We start from the raw sequence: 16,986 nt of genomic DNA, 5'->3' as shown, positions 1-16,986 counted from the left end.
GCCACGGCACGGGTGCCGTGGCTTTCATTATGGGCGAAACTTCGTCCGAATGCGCAACCCGGGCCGAGGCCGCGCTCGGCGGGCTACTGCGCGCTCCACTGGAATGCGGTTTTCGCGCCGCCCTTCGCGCCGACCGTGACGGCGCGGGATTCTTCGTTGCCCTGGTACGTCGCATACACCGTATAGCGCCCCGGCGGCACCTGCACGAGCATGTACGGCCCGCGCGCGTCGGTTTTCAGCACTTCGGCACCCTTGCCGTCGACGATCCGCACATGGACGTCGGCCAGGAACTCGCCGCCCTTGCCGGTGAAGCGCAGCGCCAGCGGCCACTTCGCCTCGTTGCGCTGGAACGCCGTCGATTCGTCCTGCCCGACGCCGCCGGACACGAAGGTGACGTCGCCCTCCTGGCGCGCGGCGGGCAAGCCGTCCGACTGCGCGTACGCGCCGGTCGCGCCGGCTGCGAAGCCGGCGGCCAACGCCGCGGCAACGGCAAATCGGGACACGTTGCGTAGATATTGCATGGCTCTCTCCTTGGGGTCGGAACACATACGGGGCGCCACGCCACGGGGTCGGACGGCGGCGGCGCCCGCCGCGGCCGGCCTGGCCGGCCGTCGGTCGTCGCCGGTCAGCTCAGGTCGACCGGCACGAATATCTGTGCATTATCGCGCTGGATCAGCAGCGCAAGACTGTTGCCCGCGCCCTTGACCGCGTCGCGCAACTGCTCGGGGCTCGTGACCGGGCGGCCGTTGACCGCGAGGATCACGTCGCCGGGCTGGATGCCCGCATTGGCGGCCGGCCCGCCAGCCTGCTGCACGATCAGCCCGTGCGACAGGTTGTCGGCACTGCGCTCCTGCGGCGACAGCGGACGCACCGCGACGCCCAGGCGGCCCTGCTCGACCGGCCCGCTGTCGTTCGACGCGAGTTTCGCATCGGCCATCGCGCCGAGCGTCACGCTGATCGACTTCTTCGACTTGTCGCGCCAGATCTGCAGGTCGGCCTTCGAACCCGGCTTCAGGTTCGCGATCTGCGCGGGCAGCGACGTCGAATCGGCAACCGGCGAGCCGTTGACCGACAGGATCACGTCGCCCGGCTGCAGGCCCGCCTTCGCGGCCGGGCCGTTCGAGTCGACCGAACTGACGAGCGCGCCGTCCGGCTTCTGCAGCCCGAACGAGCTCGCCAGCGTCTGGTTCAGCCCCTGCACGGCGACGCCGAGGCGGCCGCGGCTCACGTGGCCCGTCTTCACGAGCTCGTCCTTCACCTTGATCGCCTCGTTGATCGGGATCGCGAACGACAGGCCCTGGAAGCCGCCCGTCTGCGAGTAGATCATCGAGTTGATGCCGATCACCTCGCCCTGCAGGTTGAACAGCGGACCCCCCGAGTTGCCGGGGTTCACCGGCACGTCGGTCTGGATGAACGGCGTGTAGTTCTCGTCCGGCAGCGCGCGCGACTTCGCGCTGATGATGCCCGACGTGACCGTGTTGTCGAAGCCGTACGGCGAACCGATCGCGACGACCCACTGGCCGACCTTGCTCTGCGCCGGATCGCCGATCTTCACGGTCGGCAGGCCGCTCGCGTCGATCTTCAGCACCGCGACGTCGGACTGCTTGTCCGATCCGACGACCTTCGCCTTGTATTCGCGCTTGTCGGTCAGCCTGACCGTGACGACGTTCGCGCCGTCGATCACGTGCGCATTGGTGAGGATGTACCCGTCGGAGCTGACAACGAACCCGGAACCGAGACTCGCGCTCGGCTGGTCGTCCGGCTGCGCGTCGCCGCCCATCCCCGGCACCTGGCCGTAGAAGTGCTTGAAGAACTGGTAGAACGGGTCGCTCGGGTCGATCGGCAGTTGCGGCTGCGGCACGCGCCGCGCCACCTGCTTCACGACGTGCTTCGCGCTGATGTTCACGACCGCCGGGCCGTAGGTCTCGACCAGCCCCGAGAAATCGGGGATGCCGGTCTTCGCGGCCGCTTCGGCCGGCATCAGCGCGGCCGCCTGCGCAGGCGTGATGATCTGCGGATCGGCGCGGCGGGTGCCGGCGAAGTAACCGGCCGAAAGGGCGGCCGCCACGGCGACCGCGACGGCGCCGCGCGCAAGGAATCGGGTGTTCATCGTAGGACCTCCTCTTTGTTAGGACGCAGCGTAACGACCCTGACTTAAAGGAGGCTTAATCAGCCTTAAGTGGGGCCCAAGCAGCCGCCAGTACCCGTCCGGCGCCGATCTTCACACGGATTCGGACTGCCGCGGCGCCTCGGCCGGCATCTCGGCGTTGCGAAACACGACGCTGACGAGCAGGCCGCCCGCGGCCGCGTCGCCGAGCGACACCGTCGCGCCCTGCTGCGCCGCCACGCGCTTGACGATCGCCAGCCCGAGCCCGCTACCCGACAGGTCGGTGCGCGCCCGCGCGGAGCTGTCGCGGTAGAAGCGGTCGAACACGCGCTCGCGCTCGTCGGCCGGGATGCCGGGCCCGCTGTCGCCGATCTGGACGCACGCGCGGCCGGCCGCGTCGGAGGTCAGCGACACGTCGATGCGGCCGCCGTCCGGCGTGTACTTCACCGCGTTGTCGAGCAGGTTGCCGAACATCACGCGCAGCGCGCCGACGTCCGCGACGACGCTCGCCGCGCGCGTCTCCTCGAAACCGAGATCGATGCCGCGCCGCTGCGCGAGCGGCGCATGCGCGGCCACGCATTCGGCAAGCAGCGCCTGCAGGTCGACCGGTTCGCGCATCGTCGCGCCGTCCGGCTCGGCGCGTGCCAGCGCGAGCAACTGCTCCGCGAGGCGCGTTGCACGCGTGACGCCGTCCTGGAGATCCGCGACCGCCTCGCGACGCGACGCGTCGTCCTTCGCGCGGGCGACGAGCTGCGCCTGGATCTGCACGGCCGCGAGCGGCGTGCGCAGTTCGTGCGCGGCGTCGGCCACGAACGCCTTCTGCGTGTCGAGCGCGGCCGACAGCCGCGCGAGCAGCCCGTTCAGCGCCCGCACGAGCGGCTGCACCTCGAGCGGCAGGCGCTCGTCGGGCAGCGGATCGAGCGCCTCCGGCCGGCGCGCCTCGACCGCGCGCGTCACGCGGCCGAGCGGCGCGAGCCCGCGCCCGACGATCACCCACACGGCCGCGCCGAGGAACGGCAGCAGCACGATCAGCGGCCACAGCGTGCGCAGCGCGACGTTCGCCGCGAGCCGGTTGCGCACCGACAGCGGCTGCGCGAGCTGCACGACGTTGTCGCCGACGATCGCGCCGTACACGCGCCATTCGCCGCGATCGGTGCGCTCGGTCGAGAAGCCGAGCTCCGCGCGCGGCGCGATCGGTGCGCGCGGATGCGAGAAGTACATCAGCACGCCGTTGCGGTTCCAGATCTGGATCACGATGCCTTCGTCGCCGTTGGTGCGCGAACCGAACACCTGCGAGAACGGCTCGGACGGCAGCGCCGCGGCGATTTCCTGAAGCTGGTAGTCGAACAGCTCGTTCGCCTCGGCGAGCGCCTGCCGATAGATGAGCCAGCCCGCAGCGCCCACGCCCGCGACGACGATCGCGAGCAGCCAGATCAGCAATTGATGACGAATCGACCTCACGCGTCAGCTTTCCTTGACGACCATGTAGCCGAGCCCGCGCACGTTGCGGATCAGGTCCGAGCCGAGCTTCTTGCGCAGTGCGTGGATGTAGACCTCGACCGTGTTGCTGCCGATCTCCTCACCCCAGCCGTACATCTTCTCCTCGAGCTGGCTCTTCGACAGCACCGCGCCGGGCCGCGCGAGCAGCGCCTCGAGCAGCGCGAACTCGCGCGCGGACAGCGCGACGGGCGCGCCGTCGAGCGTCACCTGGTGCGACGCGGGATCGAGCGTCAGCGCGCCGTGGCGGATCAGCGACTCGCTGCGCCCGGCCTGGCGGCGAATCAGCGCGCGCATCCGCGCGCCCAGCTCGTCGAGGTCGAACGGCTTGACGAGGTAGTCGTCGGCGCCGGCGTCGAGCCCCTTCACGCGATCGGCGACCGCGTCGCGCGCGGTGACGATCAGCACCGGCAGCGACAGCCCGCGTGCGCGCAGCGTGCGCAGCACGTCGATGCCGTCGCGCTTCGGCAGGCCGAGGTCGAGCAGCAGCAGGTCGTAAGTCTCGCCGCCGAGCGCCGTGAGCGCTGCGTCGCCGTCCTGCACCCAGTCGACCGCAAAGCCGTCCGAGCGCAGCGCCTTGCGCACGCCCTCGGCAATCATTCGGTCGTCTTCGACAAGCAGAATCCGCATCGGGACAGGCATCCATGGGTCGGGTGAAACACGCCGATCATTGTAGCGCCGCGAATCGCGTGCGCGGCATGCCCGCAACAAAGTGATGCCGCAATACGGCACGACACGCGATTTCAGCGGGCATTTGCCCACTTGTCTCTACAATGTGCGCTTGCGCGCGACACGCGCGCCGCCCGAGCCCCTGCTTACCCGTATTCGTTCATGCCGATTTCCGTCCTTTCCGCCCGGTTCGCCCCCCGTTCCCGCGTCTGCCTGCGCGCAGCCGCCGTCATCGCCACCTGCACGGCCCTCGCCTTCGCGCCGGCCGCGCAAGCCCGCAAGCACGCCCGCAAGGAAGCGCGCAAGACCGCCGTCGTGTCGCCCGCCGCGCGCGCGGCCGGCCTGCCGGCGTCGGTGCTCGTCGCGCTGCAGCGCGCGAAGGTGCCGGCGTCGGCGATGAGCGTCGTCGTCGAGCGTGTCGGCGACCCGGAACCGCTGATCGCGTGGAATGCGAGCCGGCCGATGCTGCCGGCGTCGACGATGAAGCTCGTCACGACCTTCTCGGGCCTGTCGATCCTCGGCCCCGACTTCCGCTGGCGCACGACCGCCTACACGGACGGCACGGTCGACCCCGACGGCACGCTGCAGGGCAACCTGTACATCAAGGGCACCGGCGATCCGAAGCTCGTGCCGGAAGAGCTGATCGACCTCGTCGACAAGCTCCGCAAGGCTGGCGTCAAGCGCGTGGCCGGCGGCCTCGTGCTCGACAAGAGCTATTTCGCGGCGTCGACGCGCGACCTGCCGTCGTTCGACGACGACGCAAGCGCGCCGTACAACGTCGGCCCCGACCCGCTGCTGTACGCGTTCAAGGCCGTGTCGTTCACGGTCACGCCGGGCGACGACGGCAAGGTGGCCGTCGACGTGCTGCCGCCGCTCGCGGACCTGTCGATCGACAACCAACTAGTCGAAGGCACGGGCTCGTGCAGCGCGGCCGCCGCGGCCGCGCGCCCGACGCTGACGGCCGGCGCCGGGATGATGACCGCGTCGTTCGCCGGCGACTATCCGCTGCGTTGCGGCGCGCACACGACCAACCTCGCGATCCTCGATCACACGACGTTCTTCGCGCGCGGCTTCCTTGCGCTGTGGCGGCAGGACGGCGGCACGATCGCGGGGCCGGTGAGCGAAGGCAAGGTGCCGACCACCGCGCGGCCGCTCGCCGTGCATCACAGCCCGGTGCTCGGCAGCATCGTCTACGACATCAACAAGTTCAGCAACAACGTGATGGCGCGCAACCTGTTCCTGACGATCGGCGCGGTCAGCGGCAAGCCGCCCGCGACGCCCGAACAGTCGAGCCGCGCGATCCAGGCGTTCCTGCAGAAAAACGGGATCGCGATGCCGGACCTCGTGCTCGAAAACGGCTCGGGGCTGTCGCGCGAAGAGCACGTGAGCGCGCTGTCGCTCGCCGCGCTGTTGCAGGCTGCGAATGCGAGCCCTGTCGCGCAGGCGTTCATCGATTCGCTGCCGATCGCCGGCATCGACGGCACGATGAAGAACCGCCTCACCAACGCCGGCGTGCTCGGCAACGCGCACATCAAGACCGGCACGCTGCGCGACGTGCGCGCGATCGCCGGCTATGTCGCCGGCACCGACGGCCAGAGCTACATCGTCGTCAGCTTCATCAACAACGATCACGCGGAAGGCGCGCGCGCCGCGCACGACTCGCTGCTCGAATGGATCTACGCAGGCGCGCACTGACGGCCCGCGCGCCGCGATGCGGCGCATCCCCGCCCCACTGTCGGCTACATCGGCCACGCGGCGGCCCGCGCATCGGCTTGCCCTGGCGGGCAGCCGCCGCCTCGCACACGGATTCTCGCCCTGCGCGGTTTGAAACGGCCGCCGCCACCGGCGCGCAACGCACCGCAAGCCAGCCATGCTCATAAAACGGGGCCGCACCGCCCGGCCCCGCGCCGCGCGGTTCCGTAGAAACCCTGTCCTCAGAGGGAACCCTCTACGCTGCCCCCTCGCCTAGCGCGTGGCGATTGCGTAGGCTGTTGGCCTGACTGATATCTACAACGGGCCACGCGCCCGGCCTCACGGCTTGCAGGGGAAAGGAGGAGACACGCCCATGCGATTCGACGTCGAATTGCTTCTGCTCGCGCTGGCGCCCGTCTTCCTGCTCTGCATCGCGTGGGAGGCCTGGCACCTCGCCCGCACACGTGCGCAGGACCATGTCTATGCGTGGCGCGACACGCTGTGCAATGCGGCGCTCGCGTTGATGCATCAGGGCGCCGACAAGATCGCGTGGCTCGTCGTGATCCCCGTCTACGCGTACTGTTACCAGCACTATCGCCTGTTCACCTGGCACGACAGCTGGCTGTCGTTCGCGGTGCTGTTCGTCGCGCAGGACTTCCTCTACTACGTGTTCCATCGCGCGAGCCATCGCGTGCGCTGGCTGTGGGCCGCACACGTCGTGCACCACTCGTCCGAGCGGATGAATTTCTCGACCGCGTTCCGCCAGAGCCTGATGTACCCGGTCGCGGGCATGTGGGCGTTCTGGCTGCCGCTCGCGTTCGCCGGCTTTCCGCCGCAACAGGTCGTCGGCATCGTGCTGATCAACCTCGCGTTCCAGTTCTTCGTGCACACGCAGGCGATCGGCAAGCTCGGCTGGCTCGAGTACGTGCTCAACACGCCGTCGATCCACCGCGCGCACCATGCACGCAACGCGCGCTACATCGACCGCAATTACGCAGGCGTCCTTGTGATCTGGGATCGCCTGTTCGGCAGCTATGTCGAGGAAACGCCGAACGACCCGCCGCAGTACGGGATCGTCGAGCGGCTCGGCTCGAACAACCCGCTCGTCGCGACGTTTCACGAGTGGGTGTCGATGGCGGCCGACGCGTTGCGCGTCGACGGATGGCGCAACAAGCTGCGCGCGATTTTCGGCCCGCCCGAGTGGGCGAGCGCTTATCATGCGCAGATCGCCGAGGCCGCTAACCAGGATCCGCGTACCGTGCCACTTGCGACTGCGCGTGATCAATAACCGTTTCAGCCAACGGCCGCCGCGCAGCCCGGTTCCGAGCAGGCACGCGGCAGATGGGAAACACATCAGGCCATATCTACGAGGAGATCGAACGATGCAGTCACAACAACAATTCCCGTCGCGCACCCGGCAACGCCTGCTGCGCACCGCACAGGTCGCGATCGCGGGCGCCGCGCTCGCACTGCTCGCCGCGTGCGGCGGCGGTGACGACAACAGCAGCAGCGCGTCGAATACGCCGCCGTCGGGCGTGAAGATGCAGATCGTATCGTTCGGCGACAGCCTGTCCGACGCCGGCACCTATTCGCAGATCAAGCTCGGTTTCGGCGGCGGCCGCTTCACGACCAACCCCGGCCAGGTGTGGGCGCAAGACGTCGCGCAGTACTACGGCGACACGCTGCAGCCCGCGAACCAGGGCGGCTTCGGCATTCCGCTGCAGGCAACGGGCGGCCTCGGCTACGCTCAGGGCGGCGCGCGCGTGACGCTGCAGCCGGGCATCGGCCATGCCGACGCGAGCGTGCCGAACGCCGACTACGCGCAGGCGACGACGACGCCGATCGCCGACCAGGTCAAGCAGTACCTGACGCAGCACGGCAGCTTCAACGCAGGCCAGATCGTGCTGATCAACGGCGGCGCGAACGACATCTTCTACCAGGCGCAGGTCGCGCAGGCACAGGGCAACACGCCGGCCGCGCAACTCGCGGCGGCGCAGGCGATCGGCCTGGCCGCTCAGCAGCTCGGCGGGATCGTCCAGCAGATCGTCGCGGCGGGTGCAACGCACGTGTTCGTGTCGAACGTGCCGGACATCGGCAGCACGCCGCTCGCGCTGCAGGGCGGCACGCAGGCCGCGTTCACGCAACTGTCGGGGCTGTTCAACCAGGCGCTCGCCGGCACGCTGGCCGCGCTGAAGGTCGACACGACGAAGGCCGCGCTGCTCGACACGTTCACGTGGCAGGACGGCATCGCAGCCAACTACCAGGCGAACGGCTTCTCGGTGTCGAACACCGACACCGCCTGTAACCTGAAGGCGATGGTCGCAGCGGCGACGCAGTACGGCGTCGCGAACGCGACCGCATTCGGCTCGTCGCTGTTCTGCTCGCCGCAGACCTACACGGTCGCGAACGCGGACCAGACCTACATGTTCGCCGACACGGTGCACCCGACGACGCGCCTGCACGCGCTGTTCGCACAGTTCGTGGAGAAGCAGATCGCGGCCTCGGGCGTCGGCAAGTAAGCGGTACATAAACGGACCGCTACCGGCCGGCACGCGCGACGCGCGGCCGGCGCGATCTCCCAAAAAAAACGCCCGACCGGTTCGCCGGTCGGGCGTTTTTCATTCGTGGACCGCGGCTTGCGTCAGTCGCGTGCTTCGAACGCGGCCGCCGCACGACCAAGGCGATCGTTGACGGCGATCCATTCGACGGTCTCCGGCAGTTTCTCGACGAGAATGCGCGCGACCTGCGCGCGGTCGAGCGCTCGCAGCATCCCGTACAGGTCGCGCGCATAGGCCTGCGGATCTTCCGGCGCCGCGACAAAATGCACGCCGTCGGCCTGCGCCCAGCGTCCCGCGCGCGACGCGCGTGCGACGAGCGCAACACGCTCGCCGTCGGTTTGCGCGGCCGCGAGCAGCAGCTCGAGCGCATCGAACGGCAGCAGCGCGAGCGGCGTGCGCGGCGCGTAATGGGCTTTCAGCGTGCCCGACGCGCGCGGCGCGGTCGCGTCGCTGCCGTCCGGCAGCCGCGGCGCGCGGCCGAGCACGTCGGCGATCTGCTGCGGCGTCACGTGGCCCGGGCGCAGCAGCGCCGGGAAGCCGCGCGACAGGTCGACAATCGTCGATTCGATGCCGACTTCGGATGCGCCGCCGTCGAGCACGTGCACGGTGTCGCCGAATTCGTCACGCACGTGCTGCGCGGTCGTCGGGCTCACATGGCCGAACCGGTTCGCAGACGGCGCGGCAACGCCGCCGTGCCCGCCGCGCCGCGTGCTGAATGCGGCCAGCAGCGCCTGCGCGACCGGATGCGACGGGCAGCGCAGCCCGACCGAATCCTGCCCGCCGCTCACGGCGTCCGGAATGCGCGCATGACGCTTCAGGATCAGTGTCAGCGGGCCCGGCCAGAATGCATCGATCAGCGCCTGCGCATCGGCCGGCAGCGCGTCGGCCCAGTAACCCGGATCGCCGCCCGGCGGCAGGTGCACGATCACCGGATGGTTCGCGGGCCGCCCTTTCGCCGCGTAAATGCGCGCGACGGCCTCGGGATTCGCCGCGTCGCCGCCGAGCCCGTATACGGTTTCGGTCGGGAACGCGACCAGTTGCCCCGCGTCGAGCAGCGCGGCGGCCGCGTCGATCTGCGCGGGCATCACGGCGTTCGGGAGATCGATGGACATCGGCTGGCGCCTCAGTCGAGCGGCACGCGCAACAGCTGCGCGCACGCGGTGGCCGCGGCGAGCGCTTCGTCGCGCGTCTCGGCCGTGAAATTCACGTGGCCCATCTTGCGGCCGACACGCGCGTCTTCTTTGCCGTACAGGTGCAGGTGCGCAGCCGGCATCGCCGCGACCGTGTCCCACGGCGGCGTGACGGCATCGGCCGCCGCACCGTTCGGGAACCACACGTCGCCGAGGATGTTCAGCATCGCGGCCGGCGAATGCTGGCGCGGGTTGCCGAGCGGCATGCGCGTCATCGCCCGCACCTGCTGCTCGAACTGGCTCGTTGCGCACGCATCGACCGTGTAGTGGCCGGAGTTGTGCGGGCGCGGCGCCATCTCGTTCGCGACGAACGAGCCGTCTTCCAGCACGAAGAATTCGACGCACAGCACGCCGACGTAGCCGAGCGTATCGGCGATCCGCACGGCAGCCTGCTGCGCCTCTTCGACGCGTGACGCATCGGCGGCCGGCGCGGGCACGACCGTCAGCGCGAGGATACCGTTGTGGTGCGCGTTCTGCGCGAGCGGGAACGCGGCCGAGCGGCCGTCCGCGCCGCGCGCGATCAGCGCCGACACTTCGTATTTCAGCGGCAGGCGCTTCTCGAGCACGCACGGCACGCCGCCGAGCGCCGCGTGCGCGTCGCGCGCTTCCTGCGCGGTGCTCACGCGCACCTGGCCCTTGCCGTCGTAGCCGAGGCGCGCCGTCTTCAGGATGCCCGGCAGCACCGCGTCGAGCGCGGCATCGTCGAGCGCGGCGAGCGCCGCCGACGATTCGATCACGACGTGCGGCGCGACCGGTACGCCCGATGCCTCGATGAAGCGCTTCTCCGCGATCCGGTCCTGCGCGACCGCGACGCAGCGGCCGGCCGGCGCGACGAACGTCGTGCGCGCGAGGAAATCGAGGCTCGCGGCCGGCACGTTCTCGAACTCCGTCGACACCGCGTCGCACAGGTCGGCCAGCTCGGCAAGCGCGGCTTCGTCGTCGTAGGCCGCGCGCAGGTGGCGGTCGGCGACCGCGCCGGCGGGGCTCGTCGGATCGGGATCGAGCACGGCGACGCGATAGCCCATCGCCTGGGCGGCAAAGCAGAACATGCGGCCGAGCTGGCCACCGCCGACCATGCCCAGCCACGCGCCGGGCAGGATCGGGGAAACGGAATCAGGAGTTGCGGTCATGTCAGTGGTCGGTCGCGGCGGGCGCTGCCCGCCGCAGTGGGGTGGGTCAGGCAGCCGCGACGCGCGGCCGCCGGTGCGCCGTCATTCCAGCGGCGGCAGCACCATCGCGTGCGCGGCTTCATTCTGGCGCACGCGGAACGCGGCGAGCCGGTTCGCGTAATCGACCGACGTGCCGGACAGGATCGACACCGCGAACAGCGCGGCATTCGCGGCACCGGCCTCGCCGATCGCGAACGTCGCGACGGGCACGCCCTTCGGCATCTGCACGATCGAGTGCAGCGAATCGACACCCTTCAGATACTTGCTCGCGACCGGCACGCCGAGCACCGGCACCGTGGTTTTCGCGGCCAGCATGCCGGGCAGGTGCGCGGCGCCGCCGGCGCCCGCGATGATCGCGCGCAGCCCGCGCTCGCGCGCCTTCTCCGCATAATCGAACATCTCGTCGGGCATCCGGTGCGCGGACACGACCTTCGCTTCGTACGGCACGCCGAATTCCTGCAGGATCGCTACCGCGTGCTTCATCACGTCCCAATCGGAACTCGAACCCATCAGCACACCGACGAGCGGCGCGCTGTGCGTGTGGGCGGTTTGGACTTCGCTCATTTCGTCATTTCCTTGCTCAGGCGAGCGACTGGCCCGTGATGCGCTCGAGCGCTTCCTGGTATTTCGCGGCCGTCTTGTCGACGACGTCGGCCGGCAGCGCCGGCGCCGGCGCCGTCTTGCCCCACGGCTGCGCCTCGAGCCAGTCGCGCACGAACTGCTTGTCGAACGACGGCGGGTTCGTGCCGACTTCGTACTGGTCAGCCGGCCAGAAGCGCGACGAATCGGCCGTCAGCACTTCGTCCATCAGGTACAGCCTGCCGTGGTTGTCGAGGCCGAATTCGAACTTCGTATCGGCGATGATGATGCCGCGCGTGGCCGCGTAGTCGGCCGCTTCCTTGTACAGCCTGATCGAGATGTCGCGGATCGTCGCGGCCAGCTCGGTGCCGATGCGGCGCTCGGTTTCCTCGAACGTGATGTTCTCGTCGTGCTCGCCCATCTCGGCCTTCGCGGCCGGCGTGAAGATCGGCTCGGGCAGCTTCTGCGCGTTCTGCAGGCCTTCCGGCAACTGCACGCCGCACACGGCGCGCGACGCCTGGTATTCCTTCCAGCCGCTGCCGGCCAGGTAGCCGCGCACGACCGCTTCGATCATGATCGGCTCGAGGCGCTTGACGACCACGCCGCGACCCTTCACCTGCTCGACCTCGTCGGCCGCGACGACCGCTTCCGGCGCGTCGCCCGTCAGGTGGTTCGGCACGATGTGCGCGAGCTTGTCGAACCAGAAATTCGCCATCTGGTTCAGCACGCGGCCCTTGTTCGGAATCGGCTCGCCCATCACCACGTCGAATGCCGACAGGCGATCGGTCGTGACGATCAGGAGCTTGTCGTTGCCGACCGCGTAGTTATCGCGGACCTTGCCGCGACCGAGGAGCGGCAGCGAGCGGAGCGTGGATTCGTAAAGGGTAGACATCGTCTTTTCGCAGATAAGGAGCCAAACAAAAAGGGAAACGCCGTTCCCCGCGGCAGGCGGGAACGGCGGTCTTGCAATACGTCGGCGAACCGGCCGGGCGACAGCGCCCGGGGCGATTGCCGGCCGGCCCTCGTTCGGCCGGACGGAACGGCTGCCCGGGGCCGGATCGGATCCGGTCGGGCGGCCCGCCCCTGCCTTGCGGCAGAATCGGGCGGGGCAATCGTACTACAGTCTCAGCGTACGACCTGCGCGAGCGCGCCGGACTTGTACTGCTCGGCGATCTTGTCGAGCGACACCGGCTTGATCTTGCCGGCCTGGCCTTCGCAGCCGAACGCGAGGTAGCGGTCGACGCACACCTGCTTCGCCGCTTCGCGCGCGGGCTTCAGGTAGTCGCGCGGATCGAACTTGCCCGGGTTCTCGAACAGGTAGCGGCGGATCGCGCCGGTGATCGCGAGACGCAGGTCGGTGTCGATGTTGATCTTGCGCACGCCGTGCTTGATGCCTTCCTGGATTTCCTCGACCGGCACGCCGTAGGTTTCCTTCATGTCGCCGCCGAATTCGCGGATCTCGGCCAGCAGTTCCTGCGGCACCGACGACGAACCGTGCATCACGAGGTGCGTGTTCGGGATGCGCGCGTGGATTTCCTTGATGCGCTGGATCGACAGGATATCGCCCGTCGGCTTCTTCGAGAACTTGTACGCGCCGTGCGACGTGCCGATCGCGATCGCGAGCGCATCGCACTGCGTGAGCTTCACGAAGTCGGCCGCCTGCTCCGGATCGGTCAGCAGTTGCTCGCGGGTCATCGTGCCTTCCGCGCCGTGGCCGTCTTCCTTGTCGCCCTTCATCGTCTCGAGCGAGCCGAGCACGCCGAGTTCGGCTTCGACCGTCACGCCGATCGAGTGCGCCATCTCGACGACCTTGCGCGACACGTCGACGTTGTACTCGTACGACGCGACCGTCTTGCCGTCGGCTTCGAGCGAGCCGTCCATCATCACGCTCGTGAAGCCGCTGCGGATCGCGCCCATGCAGACCGCCGGCGACTGGCCGTGATCCTGGTGCATCACGACCGGGATGTGCGGGTACGACTCGACCGCCGCTTCGATCAGGTGGCGCAGGAACGGCTCGCCCGCGTACTTACGCGCGCCGGCCGATGCCTGCATGATCACGGGCGCGCCGACCTGGTCCGCCGCCGCCATGATCGCCTGGACCTGCTCCAGGTTGTTCACGTTGAAGGCCGGCAGGCCGTAACCGTGCTCTGCCGCGTGATCCAGCAATTGACGCATTGATACGAGAGGCATTGTGGAACTCCTTGGAATGAAAACCGGTGCGCCCTGACGCCGGCGCGGCACTCGCCCCCGTTCAAACCAGGGTGGCGCGGCGCGGCTGAGCGTCGAATAGCTGCATTTTATCGCGAAGCGCCTCCGATTCCGACCGCCCGGTGGCGCCCGCTCGCAATTTGTTACGTTCGCACGGCACAATGCGGGCAAAAAAGAGAAAAAAAGCCGCGCGGGGCTTCGGACCCCGCGCGGCTTTTGCGTGAAAAACGGTGCCGGATCGAATTCGATCGACCCGGGCCGCCGGCTCGCAGGCCGGCCAGGTGCCCGGCGAACGCTCGACTCAGTAGTGCTCGCCGACCCGCACGATCTTCAGCGTGTTGGTGCCGCCCGCCTGCCCCATCGGCTCGCCGACGGTCAGCACGACCATGTCGCCGTGCTGCACGTAGCCCTGCTTGACGACGATCTCGAGCGCCGCCTGCAGCGCCGAGTCGCGGTCGCTGTTGAAGTCGACGTGCAGCGGCGTCACGTTGCGGTACAGCGCCATCGTGCGCTCGCTGCCGACGCGCGGCGTCAGCGCGAAGATCGGCACGTGCGTGTAGTGGCGCGACATCCACAGCGCGGTCGCGCCCGATTCGGTCAGCGCGATGATCGCCTTCGCGCCCAGGTGGTACGCGGTGAACAGCGCGCCCATCGCGATCGACTGGTCGATCCGCGTGAACGTGCGGTCGAGGAAATCCTTGTCCAGCTCGACGTGTTCCGATTTTTCCGCCTCGACGCACACGGCCGCCATCGTCTCGATCGTGACGACCGGGTACTTGCCGGCAGCCGTCTCGGCCGACAGCATCACCGCGTCGGTGCCGTCGAGCACCGCGTTCGCGACGTCCGACACTTCGGCGCGGGTCGGCACGGGCGCGTAGATCATCGACTCCATCATCTGCGTCGCGGTGATCACGAGCTTGTTCGACTCGCGCGCCATCCGGATCATCCGCTTCTGCAGCGCCGGCACGGCCGCGTTGCCCACTTCCACCGCGAGGTCGCCGCGCGCGACCATGATGCCGTCGGACGCGTCGAGGATGCTCTGCAGCGCCGGAATCGCCTCCGCGCGCTCGATCTTCGCGATCATCTTCGGCTTGATGCCATACGGCGCGCCCGCGATGTTCGCGAGCTGGCGCGCCATTTCCATGTCGGTCGCATTCTTCGGGAACGACACCGCCACCAGATCCGCGCCGAGCGACATCGCGGTGCGGATGTCTTCCATGTCCTTCGCGGTCAGCGCGGGCGCCGACAGGCCGCCGCCCTGACGGTTGATCCCCTTGTTGTTCGACAGCTCGCCGCCCACCTTGACGGTCGTGTGGATCTCGTCGCCGAGCACGCGCTCGACGGTCAGCACGATCAGGCCGTCGTTCAGCAGCAGCAGATCGCCCGGCTTCAGGTCACGCGGCAGTTCCTTGTAATCGAGGCCGACCCGCTCGTCGTTGCCGAGCTCGCAGCCCGCGTCGAGGATGAACGGCTGACCCGGCACGAGCGTGGTCTTGCCGTTCTCGAACTTGCCGACGCGGATCTTCGGGCCCTGGAGGTCGGCCATGATCGCGATCTCGCGGCCAACCTTGCGGGCGGCCTCGCGCACCATCTCGGCGCGCTGGCGGTGATCGTCGGCCGTGCCGTGCGAAAAATTGAGCCGCACGACGTCGAGGCCCGCCTGCATCATCTGCAGCAGAATCTCCGGCGAACTGGAAGCCGGGCCGATCGTGGCGACTATCTTGGTGGCGCGCTGCATGAAACTCCTCTTCTGGATCAAGGTGGATGCGCTGGGTGAAACGCTGCGAGAGCCGGAAACGGCAGGCCCAGCGGCCGCCGTTCCGGGGAGCGTGCCGGTGCTTGCGCCCGGCATCGCTTTGTTCTGAATCTCGTGGTGCTGCACGGCCGCGTCGCCGGCGGCCGCCGGTGCGCGCGGGGCGGTGTTCGCCCGCGCGGGCGCGCGTTTGCGCTTGCCCGCGCCGGCCGGCTGCTCCGCTTTCGCGGAGCGCGCGGCCTTCGTCACCCCTGCGCGCGCCGCCACGCTCAGGCCGCCCGCGTTTCGAGCACTTCCACCGCCGGCAGCTTCTTCCCCTCGAGGAACTCGAGGAAGGCGCCGCCGCCCGTCGAGATGTAGCTGACCTGGTCGTGGATGCCGTACTTCGCGATGGCCGCGAGCGTGTCGCCGCCGCCCGCGATCGAGAACGCGGACGATTTGGCGATCGCGTCGGCGAGCGTCCTGGTGCCGTTGCCGAACTGGTCGAACTCGAACACGCCGACCGGGCCGTTCCACACGATCGTGCCGGCCTTCTCGAGCTGGCTCGCGAGCGCCTTGGCCGTATCGGGGCCGATGTCGAGGATCATGTCGTCCGCTTCGATGTCGGCGACCTGCTTCACCGTGGCCGCGGCCGTCGGCGAGAATTCCTTGGCGGTGACGACGTCGGTCGGGATCGGCACCGACGCGCCGCGCTCGCGCGCTTCGTCGATGATCGCCTTCGCCTCGTTGACGAGATCGGCTTCCGCGAGCGACTTGCCGATCGGCAGACCGGCCGCGAGCATGAACGTGTTCGCGATGCCGCCGCCGACGATCAACTGGTCGACCTTGCCGGCCAGCGACTTCAGGATGGTCAGCTTGGTCGACACCTTCGAGCCGGCGACGATCGCCACCAGCGGGCGCGCCGGGTTGCCGAGCGCCTTGCCGAGCGCGTCGAGTTCGGCCGCCAGCAGCGGGCCCGCGCACGCGACCGGCGCGTACTTCGCGATCCCGTGCGTGGTCGCTTCCGCGCGGTGCGCGGTGCCGAACGCGTCGTTCACGTACACGTCGCAGAGCTTCGCCATCTTTTGCGCGAGCTCGTCCGAATTCTTCTTCTCGCCCTTGTTCACGCGGCAGTTTTCGAGCAGCACGACCTGGCCCGGCGCGACGTTCACACCGTTCTCGACCCAGTTCGACACGAGCGGCACGTCGCGGCCGAGCAGTTCGGCAAGCCGCTTCGCGACCGGTGCGAGCGAGTCTTCCGGCTTGAATTCGCCTTCGGTCGGACGGCCGAGGTGCGACGTGACCATCACGGCCGCGCCGGCGTCGAGCGCGGCCTGGATGGCCGGCACGGACGCGCGCACGCGCGTGTCTTCGGTGATGTTGCCGTGATCGTCCTGCGGGACGTTCAGGTCGGCGCGGATGAACACCCGCTTGCCGGCGAGCTGGCCGGCGGCGATCAGGTCGGTAAGACGCTTGACTTGGCTCATGTTGAACAGATTGAAGTAGTGGATGGGGAAAGGGGGTTCACGCTGGACGTGCGCGGGCTGCCGCGAAAGGGCGCCGGATGCGGCCGTGGCTGGCGGTT

General features: G+C 69.1%; 15 protein-coding genes. 4 read left to right on the top strand and 11 right to left on the bottom strand.

What is annotated here, in order from left to right:
* Nucleotides 1-83 precede the first annotated feature (83 nt).
* From JYG32_RS17490 to JYG32_RS17475, 4 genes are all read right to left on the bottom strand, one after another.
* The gene (locus tag JYG32_RS17490) at nt 84-521 is read right to left on the bottom strand and encodes a carboxypeptidase-like regulatory domain-containing protein (RefSeq protein ID WP_213264212.1); all 438 of its coding nucleotides are present in this window, start codon (nt 519-521) and stop codon (nt 84-86) included.
* A gap of 104 nt (nt 522-625) precedes the next feature.
* The gene (locus JYG32_RS17485; RefSeq protein ID WP_213264211.1) at nt 626-2,110 is read right to left on the bottom strand and encodes a DegQ family serine endoprotease; all 1,485 of its coding nucleotides are present in this window, start codon (nt 2,108-2,110) and stop codon (nt 626-628) included.
* A 111-nt stretch (nt 2,111-2,221) separates the two neighbouring features.
* On the bottom strand, nt 2,222-3,568 hold the full coding sequence (locus tag JYG32_RS17480; RefSeq protein ID WP_213264210.1) for an ATP-binding protein: 1,347 nt from the start codon (nt 3,566-3,568) through the stop codon (nt 2,222-2,224).
* Between the two features lie 3 nt (nt 3,569-3,571).
* Nucleotides 3,572-4,234, bottom strand: coding sequence for a response regulator (locus tag JYG32_RS17475; protein WP_041490448.1), 663 nt, complete (start codon nt 4,232-4,234; stop codon nt 3,572-3,574).
* 201 nt (nt 4,235-4,435) lie between these two features.
* Between JYG32_RS17475 and dacB the strand changes: the two genes are divergently transcribed.
* From dacB to JYG32_RS17460, 3 genes are all read left to right on the top strand, one after another.
* Nucleotides 4,436-5,968, top strand: coding sequence for a D-alanyl-D-alanine carboxypeptidase/D-alanyl-D-alanine endopeptidase (gene dacB, locus JYG32_RS17470; protein ID WP_213264209.1), 1,533 nt, complete (start codon nt 4,436-4,438; stop codon nt 5,966-5,968).
* A gap of 370 nt (nt 5,969-6,338) precedes the next feature.
* Nucleotides 6,339-7,253: a sterol desaturase family protein gene (locus JYG32_RS17465; protein WP_213264208.1), complete on the top strand. Its 915-nt coding sequence runs from the start codon at nt 6,339-6,341 to the stop codon at nt 7,251-7,253.
* A 94-nt stretch (nt 7,254-7,347) separates the two neighbouring features.
* Nucleotides 7,348-8,484, top strand: a complete 1,137-nt coding sequence (locus tag JYG32_RS17460; protein ID WP_213264207.1) for an SGNH/GDSL hydrolase family protein — start codon at nt 7,348-7,350, stop codon at nt 8,482-8,484.
* Between the two features lie 122 nt (nt 8,485-8,606).
* On the opposite strand, the gene JYG32_RS17455 is transcribed toward JYG32_RS17460, so the two are convergent.
* The 6 genes from JYG32_RS17455 to pyk form a co-directional block, all read right to left on the bottom strand.
* Nucleotides 8,607-9,635, bottom strand: coding sequence for an L-threonylcarbamoyladenylate synthase (locus JYG32_RS17455; protein ID WP_213264206.1), 1,029 nt, complete (start codon nt 9,633-9,635; stop codon nt 8,607-8,609).
* Between the two features lie 11 nt (nt 9,636-9,646).
* Nucleotides 9,647-10,843 (bottom strand): 5-(carboxyamino)imidazole ribonucleotide synthase, encoded by a 1,197-nt coding sequence (locus tag JYG32_RS17450; protein WP_174383845.1) that lies wholly within the window; start codon nt 10,841-10,843, stop codon nt 9,647-9,649.
* Between the two features lie 81 nt (nt 10,844-10,924).
* Entirely contained in the window at nt 10,925-11,446 is a 522-nt protein-coding gene (gene purE / locus JYG32_RS17445) for a 5-(carboxyamino)imidazole ribonucleotide mutase (RefSeq protein ID WP_006413303.1), read from the bottom strand.
* A 16-nt stretch (nt 11,447-11,462) separates the two neighbouring features.
* Complete coding sequence (locus JYG32_RS17440; protein WP_213264205.1) at nt 11,463-12,353, bottom strand: phosphoribosylaminoimidazolesuccinocarboxamide synthase; 891 nt, start codon at nt 12,351-12,353, stop codon at nt 11,463-11,465.
* 233 nt (nt 12,354-12,586) lie between these two features.
* On the bottom strand, nt 12,587-13,651 hold the full coding sequence (gene fba, locus JYG32_RS17435) for a class II fructose-bisphosphate aldolase (protein ID WP_047898922.1): 1,065 nt from the start codon (nt 13,649-13,651) through the stop codon (nt 12,587-12,589).
* A 319-nt stretch (nt 13,652-13,970) separates the two neighbouring features.
* Nucleotides 13,971-15,407 carry a pyruvate kinase gene (gene pyk / locus JYG32_RS17430; protein ID WP_174383843.1) on the bottom strand — a complete coding sequence of 479 codons (1,437 nt, stop codon included), beginning with the start codon at nt 15,405-15,407 and terminating at the stop codon, nt 13,971-13,973.
* Between pyk and JYG32_RS39455 the strand changes: the two genes are divergently transcribed.
* Nucleotides 15,406-15,534 (top strand): hypothetical protein, encoded by a 129-nt coding sequence (locus JYG32_RS39455; RefSeq protein WP_283842722.1) that lies wholly within the window; start codon nt 15,406-15,408, stop codon nt 15,532-15,534. The two genes, pyk and JYG32_RS39455, sit on opposite strands and share 2 nt — an antisense overlap.
* Before the next feature lie 157 nt (nt 15,535-15,691).
* Here the strand turns inward: JYG32_RS39455 and JYG32_RS17425 are convergent, their stop codons facing one another.
* Nucleotides 15,692-16,888, bottom strand: a complete 1,197-nt coding sequence (locus JYG32_RS17425; protein ID WP_213264204.1) for a phosphoglycerate kinase — start codon at nt 16,886-16,888, stop codon at nt 15,692-15,694.
* Between the last annotated feature and the right edge of the window lie 98 nt (nt 16,889-16,986).

This window comes from Burkholderia pyrrocinia (genome assembly GCF_018417535.1).
In the GTDB taxonomy this organism is placed as follows: Bacteria; Pseudomonadota; Gammaproteobacteria; order Burkholderiales; family Burkholderiaceae; genus Burkholderia; species Burkholderia pyrrocinia_E.
Note: the sequence above shows the minus strand (reverse complement) of the source record. Positions and strands in the feature narration are given on the sequence as shown.

Excerpts from the sequence above, each read along its gene's own strand:
- JYG32_RS17490 (WP_213264212.1), bottom strand. The coding sequence starts at position 521 with ATGCAATATCTACGCAACGTGTCCCGATTTGCCGTTGCCGCGGCGTTG.
- JYG32_RS17485 (WP_213264211.1), bottom strand. The coding sequence starts at position 2,110 with ATGAACACCCGATTCCTTGCGCGCGGCGCCGTCGCGGTCGCCGTGGCG.
- JYG32_RS17475 (WP_041490448.1), bottom strand. The coding sequence starts at position 4,234 with ATGCGGATTCTGCTTGTCGAAGACGACCGAATGATTGCCGAGGGCGTG.
- dacB (WP_213264209.1), top strand. The coding sequence starts at position 4,436 with ATGCCGATTTCCGTCCTTTCCGCCCGGTTCGCCCCCCGTTCCCGCGTC.
- JYG32_RS17465 (WP_213264208.1), top strand. The coding sequence starts at position 6,339 with ATGCGATTCGACGTCGAATTGCTTCTGCTCGCGCTGGCGCCCGTCTTC.
- JYG32_RS17460 (WP_213264207.1), top strand. The coding sequence starts at position 7,348 with ATGCAGTCACAACAACAATTCCCGTCGCGCACCCGGCAACGCCTGCTG.
- JYG32_RS17455 (WP_213264206.1), bottom strand. The coding sequence starts at position 9,635 with ATGTCCATCGATCTCCCGAACGCCGTGATGCCCGCGCAGATCGACGCG.
- JYG32_RS17450 (WP_174383845.1), bottom strand. The coding sequence starts at position 10,843 with ATGACCGCAACTCCTGATTCCGTTTCCCCGATCCTGCCCGGCGCGTGG.
- purE (WP_006413303.1), bottom strand. The coding sequence starts at position 11,446 with ATGAGCGAAGTCCAAACCGCCCACACGCACAGCGCGCCGCTCGTCGGT.
- JYG32_RS17440 (WP_213264205.1), bottom strand. The coding sequence starts at position 12,353 with ATGTCTACCCTTTACGAATCCACGCTCCGCTCGCTGCCGCTCCTCGGT.
- fba (WP_047898922.1), bottom strand. The coding sequence starts at position 13,651 with ATGCCTCTCGTATCAATGCGTCAATTGCTGGATCACGCGGCAGAGCAC.
- JYG32_RS39455 (WP_283842722.1), top strand. The coding sequence starts at position 15,406 with ATGAAACTCCTCTTCTGGATCAAGGTGGATGCGCTGGGTGAAACGCTG.
- pyk (WP_174383843.1), bottom strand. The coding sequence starts at position 15,407 with ATGCAGCGCGCCACCAAGATAGTCGCCACGATCGGCCCGGCTTCCAGT.
- JYG32_RS17425 (WP_213264204.1), bottom strand. The coding sequence starts at position 16,888 with ATGAGCCAAGTCAAGCGTCTTACCGACCTGATCGCCGCCGGCCAGCTC.